General features: G+C 62.0%; 19 protein-coding genes. 16 read left to right on the forward strand and 3 right to left on the reverse strand.

Annotated features, from left to right (window positions below):
* Positions 1 to 11 precede the first annotated feature (11 nt).
* Genes nuoG through AC1Q5S_RS08245 form a run of 10 tightly spaced genes read left to right on the forward strand, consistent with a single transcriptional unit; the run spans position 12 to position 10,672 of the window.
* Complete coding sequence (gene nuoG / locus AC1Q5S_RS08200; protein WP_422204943.1) at positions 12 to 2,147, forward strand: NADH-quinone oxidoreductase subunit NuoG; 2,136 nt, start codon at positions 12 to 14, stop codon at positions 2,145 to 2,147.
* Positions 2,144 to 3,226, forward strand: coding sequence for an NADH-quinone oxidoreductase subunit NuoH (nuoH, locus tag AC1Q5S_RS08205; RefSeq protein ID WP_303837113.1), 1,083 nt, complete (start codon positions 2,144 to 2,146; stop codon positions 3,224 to 3,226). The genes nuoG and nuoH overlap by 4 nt, the downstream gene beginning before the upstream one ends.
* 12 nt (positions 3,227 to 3,238) lie before the next feature.
* Positions 3,239 to 3,751, forward strand: a complete 513-nt coding sequence (gene nuoI, locus AC1Q5S_RS08210) for an NADH-quinone oxidoreductase subunit NuoI (protein ID WP_092697092.1) — start codon at positions 3,239 to 3,241, stop codon at positions 3,749 to 3,751.
* 52 nt (positions 3,752 to 3,803) lie between these two features.
* Complete coding sequence (locus AC1Q5S_RS08215) at positions 3,804 to 4,472, forward strand: NADH-quinone oxidoreductase subunit J (RefSeq protein WP_422204941.1); 669 nt, start codon at positions 3,804 to 3,806, stop codon at positions 4,470 to 4,472.
* Entirely contained in the window at positions 4,469 to 4,777 is a 309-nt protein-coding gene (nuoK, locus tag AC1Q5S_RS08220; RefSeq protein ID WP_026436489.1) for an NADH-quinone oxidoreductase subunit NuoK, read from the forward strand. Before AC1Q5S_RS08215 ends, nuoK begins: the two co-directional genes overlap by 4 nt.
* Positions 4,778 to 4,805: 28 nt before the next feature.
* On the forward strand, positions 4,806 to 6,845 hold the full coding sequence (nuoL, locus tag AC1Q5S_RS08225) for an NADH-quinone oxidoreductase subunit L (protein ID WP_303837108.1): 2,040 nt from the start codon (positions 4,806 to 4,808) through the stop codon (positions 6,843 to 6,845).
* 13 nt (positions 6,846 to 6,858) lie between these two features.
* Positions 6,859 to 8,334, forward strand: coding sequence for an NADH-quinone oxidoreductase subunit M (locus tag AC1Q5S_RS08230; RefSeq protein ID WP_492238612.1), 1,476 nt, complete (start codon positions 6,859 to 6,861; stop codon positions 8,332 to 8,334).
* Positions 8,335 to 8,358: 24 nt separating this feature from the next.
* Positions 8,359 to 9,852 (forward strand): NADH-quinone oxidoreductase subunit NuoN, encoded by a 1,494-nt coding sequence (nuoN, locus tag AC1Q5S_RS08235; RefSeq protein WP_492238613.1) that lies wholly within the window; start codon positions 8,359 to 8,361, stop codon positions 9,850 to 9,852.
* A 19-nt stretch (positions 9,853 to 9,871) separates the two neighbouring features.
* Positions 9,872 to 10,177, forward strand: a complete 306-nt coding sequence (locus AC1Q5S_RS08240; protein WP_492238614.1) for a DUF2818 family protein — start codon at positions 9,872 to 9,874, stop codon at positions 10,175 to 10,177.
* A 24-nt stretch (positions 10,178 to 10,201) separates the two neighbouring features.
* The gene (locus tag AC1Q5S_RS08245; RefSeq protein ID WP_303833431.1) at positions 10,202 to 10,672 is read left to right on the forward strand and encodes a DUF1178 family protein; all 471 of its coding nucleotides are present in this window, start codon (positions 10,202 to 10,204) and stop codon (positions 10,670 to 10,672) included.
* A 47-nt stretch (positions 10,673 to 10,719) separates the two neighbouring features.
* On the opposite strand, the gene AC1Q5S_RS08250 is transcribed toward AC1Q5S_RS08245, so the two are convergent.
* Positions 10,720 to 12,534: an ABC transporter transmembrane domain-containing protein gene (locus AC1Q5S_RS08250; protein WP_492238615.1), complete on the reverse strand. Its 1,815-nt coding sequence runs from the start codon at positions 12,532 to 12,534 to the stop codon at positions 10,720 to 10,722.
* A 258-nt stretch (positions 12,535 to 12,792) separates the two neighbouring features.
* Here AC1Q5S_RS08250 and AC1Q5S_RS08255 point away from each other — a divergent pair, with 258 nt between their 5' ends.
* The 6 genes from AC1Q5S_RS08255 (at position 12,793) to AC1Q5S_RS08280 (ending at position 18,801) form a co-directional block, all read left to right on the forward strand.
* The gene (locus tag AC1Q5S_RS08255) at positions 12,793 to 13,563 is read left to right on the forward strand and encodes an ABC transporter ATP-binding protein (RefSeq protein ID WP_024814489.1); all 771 of its coding nucleotides are present in this window, start codon (positions 12,793 to 12,795) and stop codon (positions 13,561 to 13,563) included.
* Between the two features lies 1 nt (position 13,564).
* A complete protein-coding gene (locus AC1Q5S_RS08260; protein ID WP_492238616.1) occupies positions 13,565 to 14,290 on the forward strand; it encodes an ABC transporter ATP-binding protein in 726 nt (241 codons plus the stop codon).
* A gap of 55 nt (positions 14,291 to 14,345) precedes the next feature.
* Entirely contained in the window at positions 14,346 to 15,542 is a 1,197-nt protein-coding gene (locus AC1Q5S_RS08265; RefSeq protein ID WP_422204925.1) for an ABC transporter substrate-binding protein, read from the forward strand.
* Positions 15,543 to 15,671: 129 nt separating this feature from the next.
* Positions 15,672 to 16,871 (forward strand): ABC transporter substrate-binding protein, encoded by a 1,200-nt coding sequence (locus AC1Q5S_RS08270; RefSeq protein WP_422204923.1) that lies wholly within the window; start codon positions 15,672 to 15,674, stop codon positions 16,869 to 16,871.
* Between the two features lie 37 nt (positions 16,872 to 16,908).
* On the forward strand, positions 16,909 to 17,793 hold the full coding sequence (locus tag AC1Q5S_RS08275; protein WP_422204921.1) for a branched-chain amino acid ABC transporter permease: 885 nt from the start codon (positions 16,909 to 16,911) through the stop codon (positions 17,791 to 17,793).
* Positions 17,794 to 17,805: 12 nt separating this feature from the next.
* Positions 17,806 to 18,801 (forward strand): branched-chain amino acid ABC transporter permease, encoded by a 996-nt coding sequence (locus AC1Q5S_RS08280; RefSeq protein WP_303833426.1) that lies wholly within the window; start codon positions 17,806 to 17,808, stop codon positions 18,799 to 18,801.
* Between the two features lie 45 nt (positions 18,802 to 18,846).
* Here the strand turns inward: AC1Q5S_RS08280 and AC1Q5S_RS08285 are convergent, their stop codons facing one another.
* Both AC1Q5S_RS08285 and AC1Q5S_RS08290 read right to left on the reverse strand, forming a co-directional pair.
* Positions 18,847 to 20,019 carry a lipocalin-like domain-containing protein gene (locus tag AC1Q5S_RS08285; RefSeq protein WP_303833425.1) on the reverse strand — a complete coding sequence of 391 codons (1,173 nt, stop codon included), beginning with the start codon at positions 20,017 to 20,019 and terminating at the stop codon, positions 18,847 to 18,849.
* 159 nt (positions 20,020 to 20,178) lie between these two features.
* On the reverse strand, positions 20,179 to 22,797 hold the full coding sequence (locus AC1Q5S_RS08290) for an FtsX-like permease family protein (protein WP_303833424.1): 2,619 nt from the start codon (positions 22,795 to 22,797) through the stop codon (positions 20,179 to 20,181).
* Positions 22,798 to 23,110: the final 313 nt, after the last annotated feature.

The following is a 23,110-nucleotide window of genomic DNA, read 5'->3' on the forward strand; positions in this document are numbered from 1 at the left end:
GAGAAAAGCATATGGTTGAAATTGAACTGGACGGTCAGAAGGTAGAAGTCACCGAGGGCTCCATGGTGATGCATGCTGCCGAAAAGGCTGGCACCTACATTCCCCACTTCTGCTACCACAAAAAGCTGTCGATTGCGGCCAATTGCCGCATGTGCCTCGTGGACGTCGAAAAAGCGCCCAAACCCATGCCTGCATGCGCCACTCCGGTGACGCAAGGCATGATCGTGCGCACCAAGACCGACAAAGCCATTCAGGCGCAGAAGTCGGTGATGGAATTTCTGCTCATCAATCACCCGCTCGATTGCCCCATCTGCGACCAGGGCGGGGAATGCCAGCTGCAGGATCTGGCCGTCGGCTATGGCGCTTCCTCGTCGCGTTACGAAGAGGAAAAACGCGTGGTGCTCCACAAGGATGTGGGCCCGCTGGTCTCCATGGAGGAGATGAGCCGTTGCATCCACTGCACCCGCTGTGTGCGCTTCGGCCAGGAAGTGGCTGGCGTCATGGAACTGGGCATGATCCATCGGGGTGAACACTCCGAGATCACCACCGTGACGGGCGACACGATCGATTCCGAACTCTCGGGCAACATGATCGACATCTGCCCGGTGGGTGCGTTGACCAGCAAGCCTTTCCGCTACAGCGCCCGCACCTGGGAGCTTTCGCGCCGCAAGTCGGTCAGTCCCCATGACTCCGCCGGCGCCAACCTCATTGTCCAGGTGAAGAATCACAAGGTCATGCGCGTCGTCCCCTTCGAGAACGAAGAGGTCAACGAATGCTGGATTGCGGACCGCGACCGCTTTTCGTATGAAGCGCTCAACAGCGACGAACGCCTGACCCGGCCCATGCTCAAGCAGGGCGGCACCTGGCAAGAGGTGGACTGGCAGACGGCACTCGAATACGTCGCCAACGGTTTGCGCTGCGTTCGCAACGACCATGGCGCTGGCGCTATTGGCGCCCTGGTGAGCCCGCACAGTACGCTGGAAGAGCTGTATCTGGCAGGCTCCCTGGTGCGTGGACTGGGCAGCGAGAACATCGACTACCGGCTGCGTAATGCCGAATTCCCGGCACCAGCCGGAATTCGCTGGCTGGGCACCTCCATCGCATCGCTTTCCACTTTGCAGCGTGTGCTGGTGGTCGGCTCCAACCTGCGCAAGGACCATCCGCTGTTTGCACAGCGTATTCGCCAGGCAGCGCGCCATGGTTGTGCGGTCAGTGCCATCAATTCTGAAGTTTATGACTGGGCCATGCCCGTGGCACACACGCTGGTGCAGCAGTCCGGCGCATGGGAGCAGGCGCTCGCCAGCGTTGCCGCCGCCATTGCCCAGGAAAAAGGCATACCGGCTCCCGATGGGGCCGCTTCGGTGGACGGCTCGGCTTTGGCCATCGCCCGTTCCCTGCTGGGCGGCGAGCGCAAGGCCATCTTGCTCGGGAACGCAGCTGCGCACCATGCACATGCCAGCCGCTTGCTGGCGCTGGCGCAGTGGATCGGTGAGCAGGCGGGCGCCACGGTGGGTTACCTCACGGAGGCTGCCAACACGGTGGGGGCACAGTTTGCCGGTGCCATGCCTGTCAACGGTGGCCAGAATGCCGGCCAGATGCTCGGTGGAAGCCTGAAAGCGGCCATTCTGCTGAATACCGAGCCCGCCTTTGATGCGGCCGGTGGTGAGGCCGCTTGTCAGGCGCTTGCCAAGACCGATATGGTGGTCACGCTGAGCCCGTTCAAGGCCAACATGGCTTTCAGCGATGTCTTGCTGCCGATCGCTCCATTTACCGAGACATCGGGCAGCTTTGTGAACGCCGAAGGCCGTTTGCAGAGTTTCCATGCGGTCGTCCGGCCGTTGGGTGAAACCCGGCCTGCCTGGAAAGTGCTGCGGGTACTGGCCAATCTGCTGAACGTTCCGGGTTTTGATTTCGAAACCTCCCAGGAGGTGCTTGCCAAGGCGACCGGCACTCCGGCAGACGGCACGGCAACGGTTTCATCCGCGCTGTTGAATAACGCCCAGGCCATGCTGCCACAGGCTGCCAACGCTGCAGTGGGTGAGCCGGTCGTGGCGTCCATCTACCAGCTGGACGGACTGGTGCGGCGGGCCCCCTCGTTGCAACTGACGGCGGATGCACGTCGTGCGCAGGAAGGAGTCGCGGCATGATTGATGCAATCCACAACGCAGGTTTGAACCTGTTGGGCTATGGCTGGTGGACCGCCATTGTCTGGCCCGTACTCTGGATACTGCTGAAAATTGTGGTGATTTTGGCGCCGTTGATGGGGGCGGTTGCTTATTTGACGCTGTGGGAGCGCAAGCTGTTGGGTTTCATGCAGGTTCGCCATGGTCCCAACCGGGTTGGCCCCTTCGGACTGCTGCAGCCGATTGCGGACGCCTTGAAGCTGCTGACCAAGGAAATCATCCAGCCTACCGCGGCGAGCAAAGGTCTCTTTGTACTGGGGCCGGTCATGGCGATCATGCCCGCACTGGCGGCCTGGGTGGCGATTCCCTTTGGCCCAGACGTCGCGCTGGCCAATGTGAATGCGGGCTTGCTGCTGGTGATGGCCATTACTTCCATCGAAGTCTATGGCGTGATCATTGCCGGGTGGGCCTCCAATTCGAAGTACGCCTTTCTGGGGGCGTTGCGGGCTTCGGCGCAGATGGTCAGCTATGAAATCGCCATGGGCTTTTGCTTCCTGGTGGTGATCATGGTGTCTGGCAGCATGAACCTGACCGAAATCGTGATGGGGCAGGGGCGTGGCATGGCCGCCGACAAGGGTTTGGGCTTCCTGTCGTGGAACTGGTTGCCCCTGCTGCCGATTTTCCTGGTGTACCTGATCTCCGGCGTGGCAGAAACCAACCGCCACCCGTTTGACGTGGTGGAGGGAGAGGCCGAGATCGTGGCGGGACACATGGTTGAGTATTCGGGCATGGGTTTTGCCATTTTCTTCCTGGCCGAATACGCCAGCATGTGGCTGGTGTCCATTCTGGCGGCGCTGATGTTCCTGGGTGGCTGGTTGTCTCCGATTGACAGCGCACTGTTCAACTGGGTTCCGGGCTGGATCTGGCTGGGTCTGAAGACCTTTGCCGTGGTGTCGATGTTTATCTGGATCCGGGCGACGTTCCCCCGTTTCCGGTACGACCAGATCATGCGTCTGGGCTGGAAGATCTTCATTCCGGTCACGCTGGTGTGGCTGCTCATTGTTGGCGGGTGGTTGCTCTCGCCGTGGAATATCTGGAAATAAGCGGGGACACAAATGACTGCTGTTGCTGCTGCTGCACCTTTTTCGTTCAAAGACTTTCTCAAGAGTTTCATGCTGGTGGAACTGGTCAAGGGCATGGCCCTGACCGGACGCTACGCCTTTCGCCGCAAGGTGACGGTGCAGTTCCCCGAGGAAAAGACGCCTTTGTCGCCGCGTTTCCGGGGGCTGCATGCATTGCGCCGCTATGACAACGGTGAAGAGCGTTGCATTGCCTGCAAGCTGTGTGAAGCCGTCTGCCCTGCGATGGCCATCACCATCGAGTCGGATGTGCGCGAGGATGGATCGCGCCGCACCACGCGTTACGACATCGACCTGACCAAATGCATCTTCTGTGGCTTTTGCGAAGAGAGCTGCCCGGTGGATTCGATCGTCGAGACGCACATCCTCGAATACCACGGGGAGAAGCGTGGCGATCTGTATTTCACCAAAGACATGCTGTTGGCGGTGGGTGACCGCTATGAAGGTGAAATCGCTGCGGCCAAGGCCGCTGACGCCAAGTACCGCTAATGCGGTACTGATGCGAGTTCCTTAGGCCAGACTTTCTACAAAGAACCGATTCATGGACGCCAAGACTGGTTTTTTCTATCTCTTCTCGGTGGTGCTGCTGTTTGCGGCATTCCGGGTGATTACCGCGCGCAATCCCGTGCATGCGGTGCTGAACCTGATCCTGGCCTTCTCTCAGGCTGCTGCGATCTGGTTGCTGCTCAAGGCGGAGTTTCTCGCCATCGTGCTGGTCCTGGTGTATCTGGGGGCAGTCATGGTGCTGTTCCTGTTCGTGGTGATGATGCTGGATATCCACATCGATACGATACGCAAGGGGTTCTGGAAGCATTTCCCGCTGGCCGCCTTCGTTGGCGCCATGATCGCCCTGGAAATGGCGGCAGTACTCATGGGTGGCTTTCGGGGCATGGATGAGCCCAAGGCCGCAGCGGTGGTGCTGGATGCGGCGGGGCAGGTGGTTCCCTACTCCAATGCCAAGGCGCTGGGCAAATTGCTCTACACGGAATACCTGTATCCCGTGGAAATTGCCGCCGTCATCTTGCTGGTGGCCATGATTGCAGCCATTGCCTTGACGCTGCGCCAACGCAAGGACACCAAGGCGATCGACCCCTCGACGCAGATCAGGGTGCGGGCGCGTGATCGTCTGCAGGTGGTGAAGCTGGCGGCAACCCGGAAGCCCGCCCCCGAAGTCGCCACTGAGCCTGCGGGCGAGGAGAAAAAAGCATGACATTGACGCTGGGCCACTTTCTTTCACTGGGCGCGATGTTGTTCGCCCTTGCCGTGATCGGTATTTTCCTGAATCGCAAGAACCTGATCGTTCTGCTGATGGCGATCGAATTGATGCTGCTTGCGGTCAATATGAATTTCGTGGCGTTCTCGCACTATCTGGGCGACATGCACGGCCAGGTTTTCGTGTTTTTCATCCTGACGGTGGCTGCGGCCGAGTCGGCCATCGGTCTGGCCATACTGGTGCTGCTGTTCCGCAACAAGACCAGCATCAACGCGGAAGACCTCAACACCCTCAAGGGTTGAGTCGCACGCATTCCCAAGGTTCTCAAGAATGAGTCAAACCCTTTCTGCTTCAACGCTTCTGGCGGTTCCGCTAGCGCCGCTGGCGGGCGCCTTGCTGGCCGGCATCCTTGGCACCACATTTGGTGGCAACTGGATCGGTCGACGCCTCAGCCACACGCTGACCATCCTGGGTGTTCTGGTGGCCTTCGTCCTGTCGGCCATGACGCTCAAGAGCGTCGCTCTGGATGGCGCACGCTTCAATGAGACGCTCTACACCTGGATGGTCGTGGGCGGGCTCAAGATGGAAGTCGGCTTCCTCATCGATAGCCTTACCGCCATGATGATGGTGGTGGTGACCTTCGTGTCGCTCATGGTGCACATCTACACCATCGGCTACATGGAAGAGGACGACGGCTACAACCGTTTCTTTGCCTACATTTCGCTGTTCACGTTCTCCATGCTCATGCTGGTCATGAGCAACAACCTGCTGCAGCTTTTCTTTGGCTGGGAAGCGGTGGGCCTGGTCTCGTATCTCCTGATTGGTTTCTGGTTCAACAAGCCCTCTGCCATCTTCGCCAACATGAAGGCCTTCCTGGTCAATCGTGTGGGTGACTTCGGATTCATTCTGGGCATCGGATTGATAGCGGCATACACCGGCACCCTCAATTACGGTGAGGTGTTTGGCAAATCGGCTGAACTGGGTGGTCTGTCCTTCCCGGGGACCGACTGGATGCTCATCACGGTCATCTGTATCTGCCTGTTCATTGGTGCCATGGGTAAAAGCGCCCAGTTCCCGTTGCATGTGTGGCTGCCCGATTCCATGGAAGGTCCAACCCCCATTTCCGCCTTGATTCACGCGGCAACCATGGTGACGGCCGGTATTTTCATGGTGGCCCGCATGTCGCCGCTGTTTGAACTGTCGGATACGGCGCTCAACTTCATTCTGGTCATTGGCGCCATCACGGCCCTGTTCATGGGCTTTCTGGGCATCATCCAGAATGACATCAAGCGCGTGGTGGCTTATTCCACCTTGTCGCAGCTCGGCTACATGACGGTGGCCCTGGGGGCCTCGGCCTACTCGGTGGCCGTGTTCCATCTGATGACCCACGCATTCTTCAAGGCGCTTTTGTTCCTGGGCGCTGGTTCGGTCATCATGGGCATGCACCACAACCAGGACATCCGCTGGATGGGCGGCGTGCGCAAGTACATGCCCATCACCTGGATTACTTCGCTGCTCGGTTCGCTGGCGCTGATCGGTACACCCCTGTTCTCGGGTTTCTATTCCAAGGACAGCATCATCGAGGCCGTCCATTTCAGCCACTTGCCAGCCGCTGGGTTTGCCCACTTCGCCGTATTGGCGGGTGTCTTCATCACGGCGTTCTATTCGTTCCGCATGTATTTCCTGGTGTTCCATGGAAAGGAACGCTTTGACCAGAATCCAGAGGCTCACCATGCGGACGACCATGGACATGGTCATGGCGAGCACCATGAGCCCCATGAATCGCCCTGGGTGGTCACGGTGCCGCTGGTTCTCCTGGCTATTCCGTCTGTCGTGGTGGGCTTCATGTTCATCCAGCCCATGCTGTTTGGCGACTTTTTCAAGGACGTGATTTTTGTGGATGCAGCCAAGCATCCCGCCATGGCCAAACTGGCCGAAATCTTCCACGGTCCCATGGCCATGGCCTTGCATGGATTGCAGACGGCTCCGTTCTGGCTGGCGCTGGCGGGTGTGGCGTTGTCCTACTACATGTACATGGTCAATCCCGCTTTGCCCACGGCCATCAAGGCACGGGTGCAACCGCTCTATGCGCTGCTGGAAAACAAGTACTACCTGGACTGGATCAACGAGAACATCCTGGCGCGTGGCGCACGCGCCCTCGGCTCGGGTCTATGGAAGGTGGGAGACCGCGCCATCATTGATGGTGCCCTGGTCAATGGATCGTGGAAGCTGGTGGGCTGGATTTCCGGCGTGGTGCGCTGGATGCAGACCGGGTTCATCTTCCACTATGCCCTGGTGATGATTCTGGGCGTGTTTGCGCTGATGACCTGGTTCGTCTGGCGCGACTATTTCCTGCAGCTCATCAAATAAGGAAAAGAACAAAATGGGTTTGTTGAGTCTTGCAATCTGGACGCCAATCGTCTTCGGTGTTCTGCTGCTGGCGGTCGGGCGGGATGAGCACGCCCGTGCCGTTCGCTGGGTCGCGCTGATTGGCGCCATCATCGGCTTGTTGGTCACGCTGCCTCTGTACGATGGCTTCAAGCTGGGTACCGCGGCCATGCAGTTTGTCGAAAAGACCACCTGGATTGAGCGTTTCAATGTCCATTACCACCTGGGTGTGGATGGCATTTCCTTCTGGTTTGTGCCACTCACCGCGTTTATCACGGTCATCGTGGTGGTTGCATCCTGGGAGTCGATCACCGAGCGCGTCAATCAGTACATGGGTGCCTTTCTGATCCTTTCGGGGTTGATGATCGGGGTGTTTTGCGCCCTTGACGGCCTGTTGTTCTACGTGTTCTTTGAGGCAACCCTGATTCCGATGTACCTGATCATCGGTATCTGGGGCGGGCCCAACAAGATCTACGCGGCGTTCAAGTTCTTCCTCTACACGCTGCTCGGCTCGTTGTTGATGTTGATTGCGCTCATCTTTCTGTACAACCAGTCGGGTGGCAGTTTCGACATCGCTGCATGGCACCAATTGCCGCTCAGTTCCACCGCGCAGACGCTGCTTTTCTTTGCTTTCTTTGCAGCGTTCGCGGTCAAGGTACCCATGTGGCCTGTCCACACCTGGCTGCCCGATGTGCACGTGGAAGCCCCCACGGGCGGCTCCGCTGTCCTGGCGGCCATCATGTTGAAGCTGGGAGCCTACGGTTTTCTGCGGTTTTCCATGCCGATTGCACCGGATGCATCGCGGGAATGGGCTTGGCTCATGATTGCGTTGTCACTGGTGGCCGTGATTTATGTGGGCCTGGTGGCACTGGTCCAGAAGGACATGAAAAAGCTGGTGGCTTACTCCTCTGTTGCGCACATGGGTTTTGTCACGCTCGGTTTCTTCATCTTCAATGATCTGGGTGTTTCGGGCGGTCTGGTGCAAATGATTGCGCATGGCTTTGTCTCCGGTGCCATGTTCCTGTCGATTGGCGTGCTGTACGACCGGGTGCACTCCCGCGAAATTTCTGCTTACGGCGGCGTCGTCAATACCATGCCGAACTTCACGGCATTTGCCTTGCTGTTTGCCATGGCCAACTGCGGACTGCCGGGAACCGCCGGATTCGTGGGTGAGTGGATGGTGATCCTGGGGGCGGTGAAGGCCAATTTCTGGATCGGTGGCGCAGCCGCCACGGCGTTGATCTTTGGCGCCGCTTATACGCTCTGGATGTTCAAGCGGGTCTATCTGGGTCCTGTTGCCAACGATCACGTCAAGGAGCTCTCCGATATCAACAGTCGAGAGTTCCTCGTGATGTCGCTGCTGGCGATTGCCGTGCTGGCGATGGGTCTTTATCCACGCCCCTTCACCGACGTGATGGACACCTCTGTGGCGGAGTTGCTCAAGCATGTGGCCCTGTCCAAGCTGAACTGACCAGACTGAACTGAGAGATTCGAGATGATTGACAACATCAGCTGGCTTGCCGTTTACCCTGAGATCGTGCTGCTGACCATGGCCTGCGTGATCATGCTGGTGGACCTGGGGGTTCGCAGCCCACGCCGTACCGGTACTTATGTCCTCACCATGCTCACGCTGGCCGTGGTTGCCGTCCTGCAGGGGCTGTATGCCAGCGGCGGAAACACGTTCTACGGTTTCGGCAACATGGTCGTCAGTGATGCCATGGGCAACTGGCTCAAGTGTTTTGCCACGGTGGCAGTGATGGTGACGCTGGTCTACGGGCGCCCTTACGCTGCCGATCGTGGCATGTTGCGTGGTGGTGAGTTTTTCACCCTGTCGATGCTGGCGTTGCTGGGCATGTCCATCATGGTCTCCGGCAACAACTTTCTGGTGATCTACCTGGGCTTGGAGCTGCTGACCCTGTCCAGTTACACCCTGGTGGCATTGCGCCGAGACAACGCAACGGCCACCGAAGCCGCCATGAAGTATTTCGTGCTCGGTGCCATGGCCAGCGGTTTCCTGCTTTATGGTCTGTCGATGCTGTATGGCGCGACGGGATCGCTCGATATCGGGCAAGTGTTCAAGGCCGTCAATTCCGGCCAGATCCGGCACCAGGTGCTGGTGTTCGGACTGGTTTTCGTGGTCGCAGGTCTGGCTTTCAAGCTGGGTGTGGTGCCCTTCCACATGTGGATTCCCGATGTTTACCAGGGTGCACCCACGGCCGTGACACTGATGATCGGTGGCGCGCCCAAGCTCGCGGCATTTGCGATCACCATCCGGCTGCTGGTGGATGGGTTGCTGCCTCTGGCCATCGATTGGCAGCAGATGCTCGCGGTGCTGGCCATCGGCTCGCTGCTGGTGGGTAACCTGGCCGCCATTGCGCAGACCAATCTGAAACGCATGCTGGCTTACTCCACCATTTCACAGATGGGCTTTGTCTTACTGGGCCTGTTGTCGGGTGTCATCAATGGCAATGTGGATGCCGCCGCCGTGGAGAGTGCCTACAGTTCCGCCATGTTTTACGTGGTGAGCTATGTCCTGACCACCCTGGCTGCGTTTGGCGTGATCCTGTTGCTGGCCCGTGAAGGCTTTGAAAGCGAAGAGATTGCAGATCTGGCGGGCCTGAACCAGCGCAGCCCGCTGTATGCCGGCGTGATGGCCGTTTGCCTGTTCTCCATGGCGGGCATTCCGCCACTGGTGGGTTTTTACGCCAAGTTGTCGGTATTGCAGGCATTGGTGGCATCGGGGCAAGGGCTCTATATTGCACTGGCCGTGTTTGCCGTCGTGATGTCCCTGATTGGCGCTTTCTACTATTTGCGCGTTGTCAAGGTGATGTATTTTGATGCGCCCCTGACGGCAACCAGCGTATCCGCACCCCTTGATGTGCGGGTTGTCTTGACTGTCAATGGCGCGCTGGTGCTGGGGCTGGGCTTGCTGCCCGGTGGCTTGATGGCCTTGTGTGCCGATGCCATCGTGCGGGCCCTGGCGACCTGAGTTCGGGCAGGGTATTTCCGTGTCGCAAACTGGCGCTATCTGGCTCATCATCGTTGCTGCTTACTTCGCGGCCAATCTTCCGTTTATCAACCACAGGCTGATGGCGATCGGTCCGTTGACTCAGCCAAAGAAGTCCTTGCCGCTGCGGCTGGTGGAGCTGGTGGTGCTGTATTTCCTGGTGGGAGGCATGGCCCTCTTGCTGGAGCGGCGCGCCGGACAGATTGCTCCTCAGGGGTGGGAGTTCTATGCCATCACGGGCACCCTTTTCCTCACGCTGGCATTTCCCGGTTTTGTCTACCGCTATCTGCTGCGTCGCCACGGCTGACGGGGCGGTTCAGAGGTTGCTGGCATGAAGGTGCTTGATCTGCATTGTGGGCAGGGCCATGTCTTTGAGGGGTGGTTCTCGTCGGAGGATGAGTTTCAGCGGCAGTTGCGTGATGCACTCGTGCAATGCCCGATGTGCTCGGACTCCCACATCGCCAAAAGGCTGAGTGCCCCCAGGCTGAATCTGGGCGCCCGGCAACCGACGGTCGCGCCTGTTGCACCGGTTGCGGATGTCCCTGCGGACCGCAACCCTGCTGAAGTATCGGGTGTGGATCTGCAGGCCGCTTGGTTGTCGCTGGCGCGCAAGGTCATGGCCCATACGGAAGACGTGGGCCCACAGTTCGCGCAAGAGGCCCGGCGCATCCACCGCGGCGAGGTCGAGGAGCGGGCCATACGAGGCCAGGCTTCACACAAAGAGACATTGCAGTTGCTCGATGAGGGCATTGCGGTGCTGCCGTTGCTGTTGCCCGAAGCGGTCAAGGAAACCTTGCAATAAGGCGCTGGTTCGGGTGAATCGACATTGCCGTTGTCGATGCTGATCGATCACGCCGTGAATTGCATTGCTGCCAGGCGGGCATAGACGCCGCCCTGGGTGAGCAGCACGGCATGGGTTCCCTGTTCGACGATGCGGCCGTTTTCCAGCACCGCGATCCGGTCGGCGTTTTGCACCGTGGCCAGGCGGTGTGCAATGACCAGGGTGGTCCGCTGGCCAGTGTGCCGCTGCATCGCAGAGTCGAGGGCGGCCTGCACCATACGCTCGCTTTCCGCATCCAGTGCGCTGGTGGCTTCGTCCAGCAGCAGCAAGGGTGGATTCTTCAGCAGCGCACGTGCAATCGAGATCCGTTGGCGCTGCCCGCCGGAAAGGCGAACGCCGCGCTCTCCGAGAAAGGTGGAATACCCCTCGGGCAGTGCTTCAATGAAGTCGTGGGCAAAGGCCGCCCGTGCCGCGGCGATCACCTCATCCGTTGAAGCATCGGGGCGACCGTACCGGATATTGTCAAAGGCCGACGCCGAGAAGATCACCGCGTCCTGGGGCACCGTGCCAATGTGGGCACGCAATTCGTTGAGCCCCAGTTGCCGGATGTCCACGCCATTGACCGCAATGCGCCCAGGCGAAGCTTCGTCCGGATGCTGGTCGATGTCGTAGAAGCGCTGGAGCAACTGAAACACCGTGGTTTTCCCGGCACCGCTGGCGCCTACCAGGGCGACGGTTTCACCCGGTTCGAGGTGAAGTGTGAAGGCCTGCAGGGCCGGCTGATCGGGCCGGGAAGGGTAGTGGAAATTCACCGCTTCAAAATCCACGCTCAGTCCCCGGACTCCCGTTGGCAGTGGCTGGGGCAGCAAGGGCTCCGCGACAGGAGATTTGCTGGCGATCAGTTCCATCAAGCGCTCCGTGGCTCCTGCGGCGCGCAGCAGGTCGCCGTAGACCTCTCCCAGTACCGCCACGGCCCCCGCCAGCAAGATGACATACACCACCGTCTGCCCCAGGTGGCCCGCTGTCATGTGCCCCTCCAGCACCGCCTGCGTACCCCGGTAGAGACCCCACAGCAGCAGTCCTGCGTTGGCAATGATGATGAATGCCACGAGGAAAGCGCGCGCACGCGTTCGGCGCACGGCAGCCTGAAAGGCATTTTCGGTCGCCTCGGCGAAACGCGAGGATTCCAGCGCTTCGGCCGTGTAGCTTTGCACCACTGGCACGGCATTCAGCACCTCGGCCGCGATGGCGCTGGAGTCGGCCACGCGGTCCTGGCTGTCGCGCGAGAGGCGTCGCACGCGCCGTCCTATCCACATGCTGGGCAAGACCACCAGCACCAAGAGCAGAAGCACCACTGACATCACGTAGGGATTGGTCCACACCAGCATCACCAGTGCGCCGGCGCCCATGACGGCATTGCGCAGCCCCATCGAAAGCGACGAACCCACCACGGTCTGGACCAGGGTGGTGTCGGTCGTTAGCCGCGACAGCACCTCGCCAGTCTGCGTGGTTTCAAAGAATTGCGGGCTTTGCTGAAGCACATGGCTGTACACGGCATTGCGCAGATCCGCGGTCACCCGTTCGCCCAGCCAGCTCACCATGTAAAAGCGTGCGGCTGAAAAAATGCCCAGGGCAATGGCGACGGCAAACAGCGCCTGAAAATGCCCGCGCAACGCCATCGTCTGGTTGCCGTGGTCCGACGCCAGCAGGCCACCATCGATCAGGTTGCGCAATGCCAGGGGAAAGGCCAGCGTGGCAACGGCTGCCAGCACCAGAAAGACCAGCGAAAGGCCAATGCGGGCACGGTAGGGCCGTAGAAAAGGAAGCAGGCCCGACAGGGAGCGCGGAGCGCCCCGCGCATGCAGGGGGGAGGGTGTTGCCATCGGGCCAGTGTAGGCGGCGCTGAGGGGCGTTGCACCCGGGGTATGCATCCCTTTTGACGGGCGTGAATGGAACACGCCGTGCGCTGCGGGCCTCGCGAGACGGGGGGGGCATGCAGAACGTAGGCATTTATACATAGGCATTTGTCCCAGTATCTGCGCCCCCATGTCGGGACTTACGATGCGATGCAACATAAGAACCCACGGAGACCTTGTGGCAAGGCTCTTTTCTCAGCATCCCCATGGAGCGATCAAGGCGCAATGAGCGACGTCATTCTTGAAACCCAAAGCCTGACCAAAGAGTTCAAGGGCTTCACCGCGGTCAGCAATGTGACCCTGTCGGTGCGCCGCGGCTCCATCCACGCCCTGATCGGGCCCAATGGTGCCGGCAAGACCACCTGCTTCAACTTGCTGACCAAATTTCTGGAGCCAACCTCGGGGTTGATCCGGTTCAACGGTCAGGACATCACCCGTGAAAAGCCCGCAGAGATCGCACGCCGTGGCGTGATCCGCTCGTTCCAGATCTCGGCGGTGTTCCCGCACCTGACGCTGCTGGAAAACGTGCGCATCGGGCTGCAGCGCAAGCTGGGTACGGCCTTTCACTTCTGGCGCAGCGAGCGCAGCCTGCGCCAGCTCGATGCCCGCGCCATGGAGCTGCTCACCGAAGTGGGTCTGGAAGATCTGGCCGATGAGCTCACGGTGAATCTGCCCTATGGCCGCAAGCGCGCCCTGGAAATCGCCACCACGCTGGCCATGGAGCCCGAGCTCATGCTGCTCGACGAGCCCACGCAGGGCATGGGCCATGAGGACGTGGACCGTGTGACGCAGCTCATCAAGAAAGTGTCGGCTGGCCGGACCATCCTGATGGTCGAGCACAACATGAAGGTGGTGTCCACCATTGCCGACTGCATCACGGTGCTGCAGCGTGGCGCCGTGCTGGCCGAGGGGCCTTACGCCGAAGTATCGAACAACCCCCAAGTGATGGAAGCCTACATGGGCACGACCGACGGCCAACTGCAGGGAGCCCACTGAAATGGCGACCACTGCCTCCAATACCCCCGCGCTCGAAATCCGCCACCTCGAAGCCTGGTACGGCGAGTCGCATGTGCTGCACGGCGTGGACATCGTGGTGCAGCCCGGCGAAGTGGTGACCTTGCTCGGGCGCAATGGCGCCGGGCGCACCACCACCATGCGGGCCGTCATGGGCCTCACCGGGGCGCGCAAGGGCTCCGTGAAGATCAATGGTGTGGAGACCATCCACATGTCAACGCACCGCATCGCGCATCTGGGTGTGGGCTATTGCCCCGAAGAGCGGGGCATTTTCTCCAGCCTGTCGTGCGAAGAAAATCTGCTGCTGCCGCCCGTCCTCAAGACGGGCACGCCGGGCATGTCGATCGACGAAATTTACGCCATGTTTCCCAACCTGGCCGAACGCCGCAACAGCCAGGGCACCCGCCTGTCGGGCGGCGAGCAGCAGATGCTGGCGGTAGCACGCATTTTGCGCACCGGTGCCAAGCTGCTGCTGCTGGACGAAATCTCCGAAGGCCTGGCCCCCGTCATCGTGCAGGCGCTGGCCCGCATGATCATCACGCTGCGCGAGCGCGGTTACACCGTGGTCATGGTCGAGCAGAACTTCCGCTTTGCCGCGCCACTGGCCGACCGCTTCTATGTCATGGAGCACGGCCGCATCGTCGAGAAATTCGGTGCCAGCGAGCTGGAAGAAAAAATGCCGGTGCTCAACGACCTTCTCGGCGTCTGACCCCCGGGGTCGGGTTGCAGTCTTTCCATTGAATGCCATTTTCCGAGGACAAAGAATGAAGAAATCGTTGAAGACCCTGGTTCTGTGGCTGGGTGTCGCTGGCTTGGCAGCCTCTGCGGCGCACGCGCAAGACAAGGTCAGGATTGGGTTCATCACCGACATGTCGAGCAACTATGCCGATGTGGAGGGCAAGAATGGCGCGCTCGCCATTCAGATGGCCATCGACGACTTCGGTGGCAAGGTCAACGGCATGCCGATTGAGTTGCTCACGCTGGACCACCAGCACAAGCCTGATATTGCAGCGACCAAAGCGCGTGAATGGATCGATACCCAGGGCCTGACCATGCTGTTCGGTGGCACCAACTCGGGCGTTGGTCTGGCGTTGGCCAAGGTGGCACAAGAGAAGAAGCGCGTGTATTTCGTCAATGGCGCGGGTGCCTCGGCATTGACCAACGAGCAGTGCAGTCCCTACACCGTGCACTATGCCTACGACACCGTGGCTCTGGCCAAGGGAACCGGCGGCGCCATCGTCGAGCAGGGCGGCAAGAGCTGGTACTTCCTGACAGCCGACTATGCCTTCGGTGCGTCGCTCGAAGCCGATACGTCTAAGGTCGTCAAAGAAAAAGGCGGCACGGTCGTGGGTGGCGTGCGCCATCCGCTCAATGCGTCCGACTTCTCCTCCTTCCTGCTGCAGGCGCAAAACTCCAAAGCCCAGATCCTGGGGCTGGCCAACGCCGGCGGCGACACCATCAATGCCATCAAGGCTGCCAAGGAATTCGGCATCAACAAGACCATGAAGATGGCCGGCCTGCTGGTATTCGTGACCGATATCCATAGCCTGGGGCTGAAAAACACCGAGGGCCTGCTGCTCACCACCAGCTGGGACTGGAACCTGAACGACCAGACCCGCGCCTTTGGCCGTAAATTCTTTGCCAAGACCAAACGCATGCCCACGGACATCCAGGCGGCGGACTATTCGGCCACGATGACCTATCTCAAGGCTGTGCAGGCGGTCAAGACCGTGGACGCGGACCAGGTGATGGCAAAACTGAAATCGACGCCCATCGACGATTTCTATGCCAAGGGCCGCATCCGTGCGGATGGACGCTTTGTGCACGACATGTATCTGGTGCAGGTCAAGTCACCGGCCGAATCCAAGGAGCCTTGGGACTATTACAAGGTCGTGAAAAAGTTACCTGGCGATCAGGTTTACACCACCAAGGCGGAGAGCAAGTGCGCTCTCTGGAAGTAAACCCCGGTGGGGCTGCCGGGACCGGCGGCTCTTCGCAGGGGCGGGCCTTGATGTCTGAGGACTGAAGGTTCCGTTCAGCAAGGCGACAGCCCAGTTTTGTAGTCAAACGCAAACTCACAGGAGAGATTCATGAAAAACAAACTCAAGGCACTGGCACTGATGCTGGGCGCAGCCGGCTTGGCCACTTCGGCCGTCCAGGCGCAGGAAAAAGTCAAGATCGGTTTCATCACCGACATGTCCAGCCTGTATTCGGACGTGGAAGGCAAGGGCGGCGCAACCGCCATTCAGATGGCCATTGATGACTTCGGCGGCAAAGTGCTGGGTCAGCCGATCGAGCTGCTCACCGCCGACCACCAGAACAAGGCCGACATTGCCGCCTCCAAAGCCCGTGAGTGGATCGACACGCAAGGCGTCACCATGGTCTTCGGCGGCACCAACTCCGGTACCGCCCTGGCCACTGCCAAGGTGGCCCAGGAGAAAAAACGCGTTTACTTCAACAACGGCGCCGGCAGCTCCGCATTGACCAACGAGCAATGCACCCCCTACACCGTGCACTATGCCTACGACACCGTGGCACTGGCCAAGGGTACGGGCGGTGCAGTGGTGGACAGTGGCGGCAAGAGCTGGTTCTTTCTGACGGCTGACTACGCGTTCGGCCATTCGCTGGAAAACGACACCACGGCTGTTGTCAAGGCCAAGGGCGGCACGGTTGCAGGTGCAGTGCGCCATCCCCTGAATGCGTCCGACTTCTCCTCCTTCCTGCTGCAGGCGCAAAACTCCAAGGCCCAGATCCTGGGGCTGGCCAATGCGGGTGGTGACACCATCAATGCCATCAAGGCCGCCAAGGAATTCGGTATCAACAAGACCATGAAGACCGCCGGTCTGCTGGTTTTCCTGAGCGACATCCACAGCCTGGGTCTGAAGAACACCGAAGGCCTGCTGCACACCACGAGCTGGTACTGGAACAAGGACGACGAGTCGCGCAAGTTTGCTGACCGCTACTTTGCCAAGATGAAGCGCATGCCCACCGACGTTCAGGCCGCTGACTACTCTGCCACCACCACCTACCTGAAGGCCGTGGCAGCCGTCAAGAGCACCGATGCCGACAAGGTCATGGAATACATGAAGAAAACGCCCATCAACGACTTCTTCGCCAAAGGTGGTGTGATTCGTCCTGACGGCCGCATGGTTCATGAGATGTACCTGGTGCAGGTGAAGTCTCTGGCCGACTCCAAGAAGCCCTGGGACTACTTGAACATCATCAAGAAAATCCCGGGTGACCAGGTGTTCACCACCAAGGCCGAGAGCAAGTGCGCGCTCTGGAAATAACCCGTTAACCTGAACCTCTCCCCACCTGCCGCCTGCCATGGAAATTTTTGGTGTCTCATTGCCGGGTCTCTTGAGCCAGCTCCTTTTGGGGTTGGTCAATGGCTCGTTTTACGCAATCCTCAGCCTCGGGTTGGCCGTGATTTTCGGCCTGCTCAACGTCATCAACTTTGCGCATGGTGCGCTGTTCATGCTGGGGGCCGTGATTACCTGGATGGCCATGAACTACTTCGGCATCAACTACTGGTTGATGCTGGTGCTGGCGCCACTGGTGGTGGGGTTATTCGGGGTGGTGATCGAGCGGCTGCTGCTGCGCTGGATCTACAAGCTGGACCATCTGTATGGCCTGCTGCTCACACTGGGCCTGACGCTGCTGATCGAGGGTGTCTTTCGCTCGATCTATGGCGTCTCGGGCCTGGGCTACGACACGCCCGAGTTGCTCGAAGGCGCCACCAACCTGGGCTTCATGATCCTGCCCAACTACCGGGCCTGGGTGGTGGTGGCTTCCATCACGGTGTGCATTGCCACCTGGTACGTGATCGAGAAGACCAAGCTGGGCGCCTACCTGCGTGCCGGCACTGAAAACCCGCGCCTGGTGGAAGCGTTCGGCGTCAACGTGCCGCTGATGATCACGCTGACCTATGCCTTTGGTGCCGCGTTGGCCGCCTTTGCCGGTGTGCTGGCCGCGCCGGTGTACCAGGTGTCGCCACTGATGGGGCAGAACCTCATCATCGTGGTGTTCGCCGTGGTGGTGATCGGTGGCATGGGTTCCATCATGGGCTCCATCCTCACCGGCCTGGGTCTTGGCATCGTCGAGGGATTCACCAAGGTGTTCTATCCCGAAGCATCCTCGACCGTGGTGTTCGTCATCATGGTCATCGTTCTCCTGATTCGCCCCGCCGGCCTGTTCGGCAAAGAAAAATAAGGGGCTGCACACATGAATTCCAAGAACCTTTCCGCTGTCGGCTACGGCCTGTTGTTTGTCGGCCTGCTGGCGGCGCCGTTGCTCGGCGCCTACCCGGTGTTCGTGATGAAGCTGATGTGCTTTGCGCTGTTTGCCTCGGCCTTCAACTTGCTGCTTGGCTACACCGGCATGCTGTCCTTCGGCCATGCCGCCTTTCTGGGGGGCTCGGCCTATGTGGCGGGCCAGTCCATGAAAGTGTGGGGCTTTACCCCCGAAGTCGGCCTGCTGCTGGGCACGGCCAGCGGCGCGCTGCTGGGTCTGATCGTTGGCTTCTTCGCCATCCGCCGCGCAGGCATCTATTCCACGATGATCACGCTGGCGCTGGCGCAGATGCTGTTCTTCATCTGCCTGCAGATGCCCTTCACCGGTGGTGAGGATGGCCTGCAGGGCGTGCCACGCGGCAAGCTGTTTGGCCTGATCGATCTGCAGAACGACATGACCATGTACTACGTGGTGCTGGTGGTGGTGGCGGCGGCATTCCTGCTGATCGTGCGCACGGTGCATTCGCCCTATGGCCAGGTGCTCAAGGCGATCAAGGAGAACGAGCCACGCGCCATTTCGCTGGGCTATGACACCAACCGCTTCAAGCTGCTGGCGTTTGTGCTGTCGGCCGCGCTGTCCGGGCTGGCCGGCTCGCTCAAGACCCTGGTGCTGGGCTTTGCCACCCTGAGCGATGTGCACTGGACGGCATCGGGCCACGTCGTGCTGATGACGCTGGTCGGCGGCCTGGGCACCCTGTCCGGCCCGCTGGTGGGCTCGGCGGTGGTGGTGTTGCTGGAGAACAAGCTGGGCGAAATCGGCCATTTCCTGGCCACGCTGACCAGCGTGGAGTGGTTCAACACCCTGGGTGAATCGGTCACCATGGTGACGGGCCTGATTTTTGTGATCTGCGTGCTGTCGTTCCGCCGCGGCATCATGGGTGAAATCATTGCCTGGCTGGGCCGCCGCAAGGCCGGCAGCAAGGGCTGAGTCTCCCGGCTCCCTTTTCGTGCGGGCTTTGCGAAAGCCGCTGCGTCACAGGCGCAGCGGCTTTTTGTATCCCGTCATCTCCAGATAGCCCCGGCCGATCACCGCGCCCGCCGCATTGCGCAACTCGGACAGACCCTCCCAGTAAACCGCGCCGGTCGAACCGCTGCTGTCGAGTTCCTGGTTGTCCAGCAGCGCCCGCACGCCAAATGGGCCGGCAGGGGTATCGACCCGCCACTGCACCGGGTAGCGGGCGCCGCTGTGCGGGCTGTTCCAGTGGCGTTGCGCCACAAAGGCCACGCTGTTGTCGGCAAACACCTGGGTGGGCTGCCCGGCCGGGCGCAGTGAGCCGCCCGACCACAGCGCTGAACCATCGGCACGCCGCAGGCGAAACGCGGTGAGCGCGCTGCCATCGAAGAGGTTCATGCCGATCCAGTCCCAGCCCACGGCGTCGGGGTGCATCAGGGCGTCGCTCCATTCATGGTCCAGCCAGGCGCGGTGGGTGGCGCTGTCGGTGGTGCTGTTTTCAATGGCCATGCGCCGACCGTTCAGCACGATGGCGCCGCTCACCGCCAGCTGCGGCTGGCTGTAGTAATAGCTGGCCTGGCTGGCCTCGGGGCCTTTGCGCGACAGGCCTTGCCGGCCCTGCAGCAGCGGTGGCTGCACGCTATCGCACTGCAGGTCCAGACCAAAACCATCGCCCTCGACCCGTGCGGCATACCGGCTGCCGGTGGTGGCCGGGCCTGGCCCGGCGCCGCTCGCCTGGGTTGCAAGCGGGGCGCTGGTGGGCAGGGCAGTTCGCGCCAGCGACCAGCCGTGCAGCCTGATGGCCGTGTCGGCCTCGCTGGCCTGCGCCACGCCAAAGCCGGTACGGGCAATGCGCTGGTCGTGGTGCAGGCGCTGGCCTTGCACATCGGTCAGCGCCGCGTGGGCGAACAGCAGCTGCTTGGCTGCAAAGGCCGAATTCAGGCCCTGCGTGGCATCCACGCGCGAGCGAAAGAACGTCACCTGAAACCCCCACAGCCGGCCTGCGGCCCGCGCATGGCCCGTGAGGTACCACCATTCGGTGTGCAGGTCCGGGTGGCTGCCATGGTCACGGGGAAACTGCAGGGCCCGCATGGGCAGAGCCTGAGTGCTTGCTGCACCCGCCGCCAGGGTCAGCGCCAGCCACTGGCGGCGCGTGTACAGGGCTGTGTGGAAGGGCGCTGCGGTGAAAGTCATGGGCAAGTGCGATGGGTGTTTCAGGGCAGCGGGGCATCCAGACGCTGGTGGACGGCGGTGCGGGTTCCCCCGGTGGCTTCGATAGCCCAGTCTTGCGCAGGCATGGTGTGGATTGTGTCCCAACGACTGCACCGCATACGCGGCAACCCCGCGCTGCGGCTACCAGTCTTCCTTGACCGCCAGCACCGCATCCTGCCCCGCTGCCGCCCGGCCCGCCAGCCAGGCGGTGAGGGTGCCCGAGGCCACCACGGCGGCGCACAGGGCCAGCAAGCGGACTGCGGGAACGCGCAGCTCCATCGTCCAGTGAAAGCTCTGGGGGTTGACCACATGCACCAGCACCAAGGCCACGGCCAGGCCCAGCAGCAGGCCCACGGCCGCGCCGATGCCAGTCCACGCCGCGCCCTCGCCGGCCACCACGGCCAGGATCTGCCGGCGGGTCAGGCCCAGGTGGGTCAGCAGACCGAACTCCTTGCGCCGCGCCAGCACCTGCGCGCTGAAGCTGGCCGCCACGCCGAACAGGCCGATGCCAATGGCCACGGCCTGCAGCCAGTAGGTGACGGCGAAGCTGCGGTCGAAAATGCGCAGCGAACGCTCGCGGAGGGCCCCGGCCGAGACAAACTCCAGCCCTGCTGCACCCGCACCTTTTTCTGCGCCGGAATCGGCCAGCAGCGCACGGATCGCCTGCTGCAGCTGCGCCAGGTCGGTGCCATCGCGCGGCCACAGCGCCAGGTCGCTGGCGCGTGCGTCGCCCGTCAGGCGCAGGTAGTCGGTGCGGTCGATGGCCACGGCGCCCGACTGGCGGGCGTAGTCGCGCCAGACGCCAGCTATGAAAAACATAGTTGCTTGCGCTTTTCCATCCAGCGCCAGAGGGCTGAAAGCCTTTGAAAGTGCGGGCCACTCCATGCCGGGCTGCAGGCCATACAGGTCCACCACCGCCTCGCTGATGTAAACCCCCATCCGGCCCTCGGGCACGGGCAGCGCCGCGCCCACCAGCGGCAGCGTGCGCGCCGGGTCGCTGCCCAGCGGGCGGCTCAGCAGCGTGAGGGCGGGGCGTGCGGCGTCCAGCTGCAGCGGGCTGGCGCGCTGGGGTTGCACGCGGGCCACACCAGGCAGCTGCGCCACGGCCTGGTCGAATCCGGGCGGCAGCAGGGCCGCCTCGCCCCCCGCCGCGCTCAGGATCGAGCGCACATACAGCGGCGAGGGCAGCACCGCATCGAGCCATTCGGTGACCGATCCGCGAAAGCTGGCCACCATCACCGTCAGCGCCACGGCCAGGCTCAGGCTGGCCACCACCCCTCCCACGGCGATGGCGGCCGAGCCGCGCATGCGGCGCGCGCGCTCCAGGGGCAGCACCAGCAACAGGTGGCCGGCCACCCACGGGCGCAGGCGCTGCAGCAGCCAGGCCATGCCCCAGGGCAGCAGCGCAATGCCGCCCACCAGCAGCAGGCCAATGGCGATGTAGGCGGCCAATGGAATGCCATGAATGGGTGGAGCGCTTGCCAGTAAAGCGCCTAAAGCTACCAAAACAATACCGACCGTGGCGCCCGAGCCCGGACCGGCCGCGGCGCCCAGGCCCTTGAGGGTTTGGGCCGGCGGCAGGTGGCGGGCCGCCTGGGCGGGCCACCAGCCACCCACCAGCGCGGCGACCACGCCCAGTGCGCCATACAGCAGCGCGGCCGGGCCGCTCCATTGCAGTGCCGGCTGCACCCCGGCAAAGTAGCCACCGCCGAGGTCACCCCCCAGCAGTTGCAGCGCAGTGGCCGCCAGCGCCGTGCCCAGCCCAATGCCGGCGGCACTGCCCACCAGCCCCAGCAGGGCCGACTCGGCCAGCACCAGGGCCATGCGCTGGCGCGGCGTGGCGCCCAGCACCGCCAGCAAGGCCAACTGCGGAGCACGCTGCGCCACGCTGAGGGCCAGCACCGAAAACACCAGAAATGCCCCCGTGAACAGCGCCACCAGCGCCAGCACCGTGAGGTTGACGCGGTAGGCGCGTGACAGGTTGCCGATGCGCTGCACCGCGTCGCCAGGCTCGGCCAGCATGGCGTTGGCGGGCCAGCCGGGCAGTGATTGCAGCCGCTGCCGGAAGGCCGTGCGGTCGGTGCCTGGTTGCAGCTGCAGATCGATGCGGGTGAGGTGGCCCGCCTGGCCCCACAGGTCTTGCGCGGCACCGATGTCCATCACGGCCAGGGGCGCGCCGCCCGCAGCCACCGTACCGGCCACGCGCACCATGTGCGATCCCTGCGTGCCGGCCTGCAGCCGCAGCGGTGCCGCGCCACTGCCATCGCTCGCCAGGCCCAGCGCCTGCAAGGCCGCCGCGTTGAGAAACACCGTGGCCGGCGCCAGCATGGCCAGCCGTTCGCTGCCGGTCGAGGCGCGGGGCATGAGCGCCGGCGCCACGGCCGGTAGCAGCAGCGCATCCACGCCCAGCACCCGCAGCACCACGCGGGCCGGTGCAGGCGCGGGTGCGGCGACAGGTCCATCCACCTGGGCCAGTGTGGAAAGTTCCAGCCACGGGCTGGCGCGCACCACCTGCGGGAGGGCGGCGACCTCCCCGTAGAGTGCTTCGGGCAGCGGGCCCTGCATGGCGCGCAGCTCCAGATCGGGCTGGCCGTTGACGGCGCGCACGGCCTGCGCGAACTCGTCGAGGGCCGAGCTGTTGATCACATGCACGGCAAAGGCCAGCGCCACGCCCAGCATCACGGCCGCCACCGCTGCGGCGCTGCGCCAGGGGTGGTGGCGCAGCTCCTGCCAGGAGAAGGTGCGAAGCAGTGCAAGCATGACCCGATTGTGACGGCGCAGCGCCGGCAGGGCAGGTCATTGAGGCAGATCAAACCCGACTGCCGCAGCCCTTGAAATGGGGCTGGGCGGTTCGTATCTTGGTATTAGGAGCCTGCGCGGCAGAAGGGGCGTCGGCTGTAAATGTGCCGCAGCGGTCCATTTTTCACCGGCTTCTTGACCCATGACGGGGCCATGGACCTGCGAATCCGGCAAAAACTGTCATCGCCGGGGCCCATTTTCGCTATCGACGCCTTCTGCCGCGCAGACTCCCAGGGCTGGTGCTCCCTTGCCGGCCCGGTTGTCCAACCCTTAC

The sequence above is a fragment of the Acidovorax sp. GW835-FHT14B10 genome (assembly GCF_058793725.1).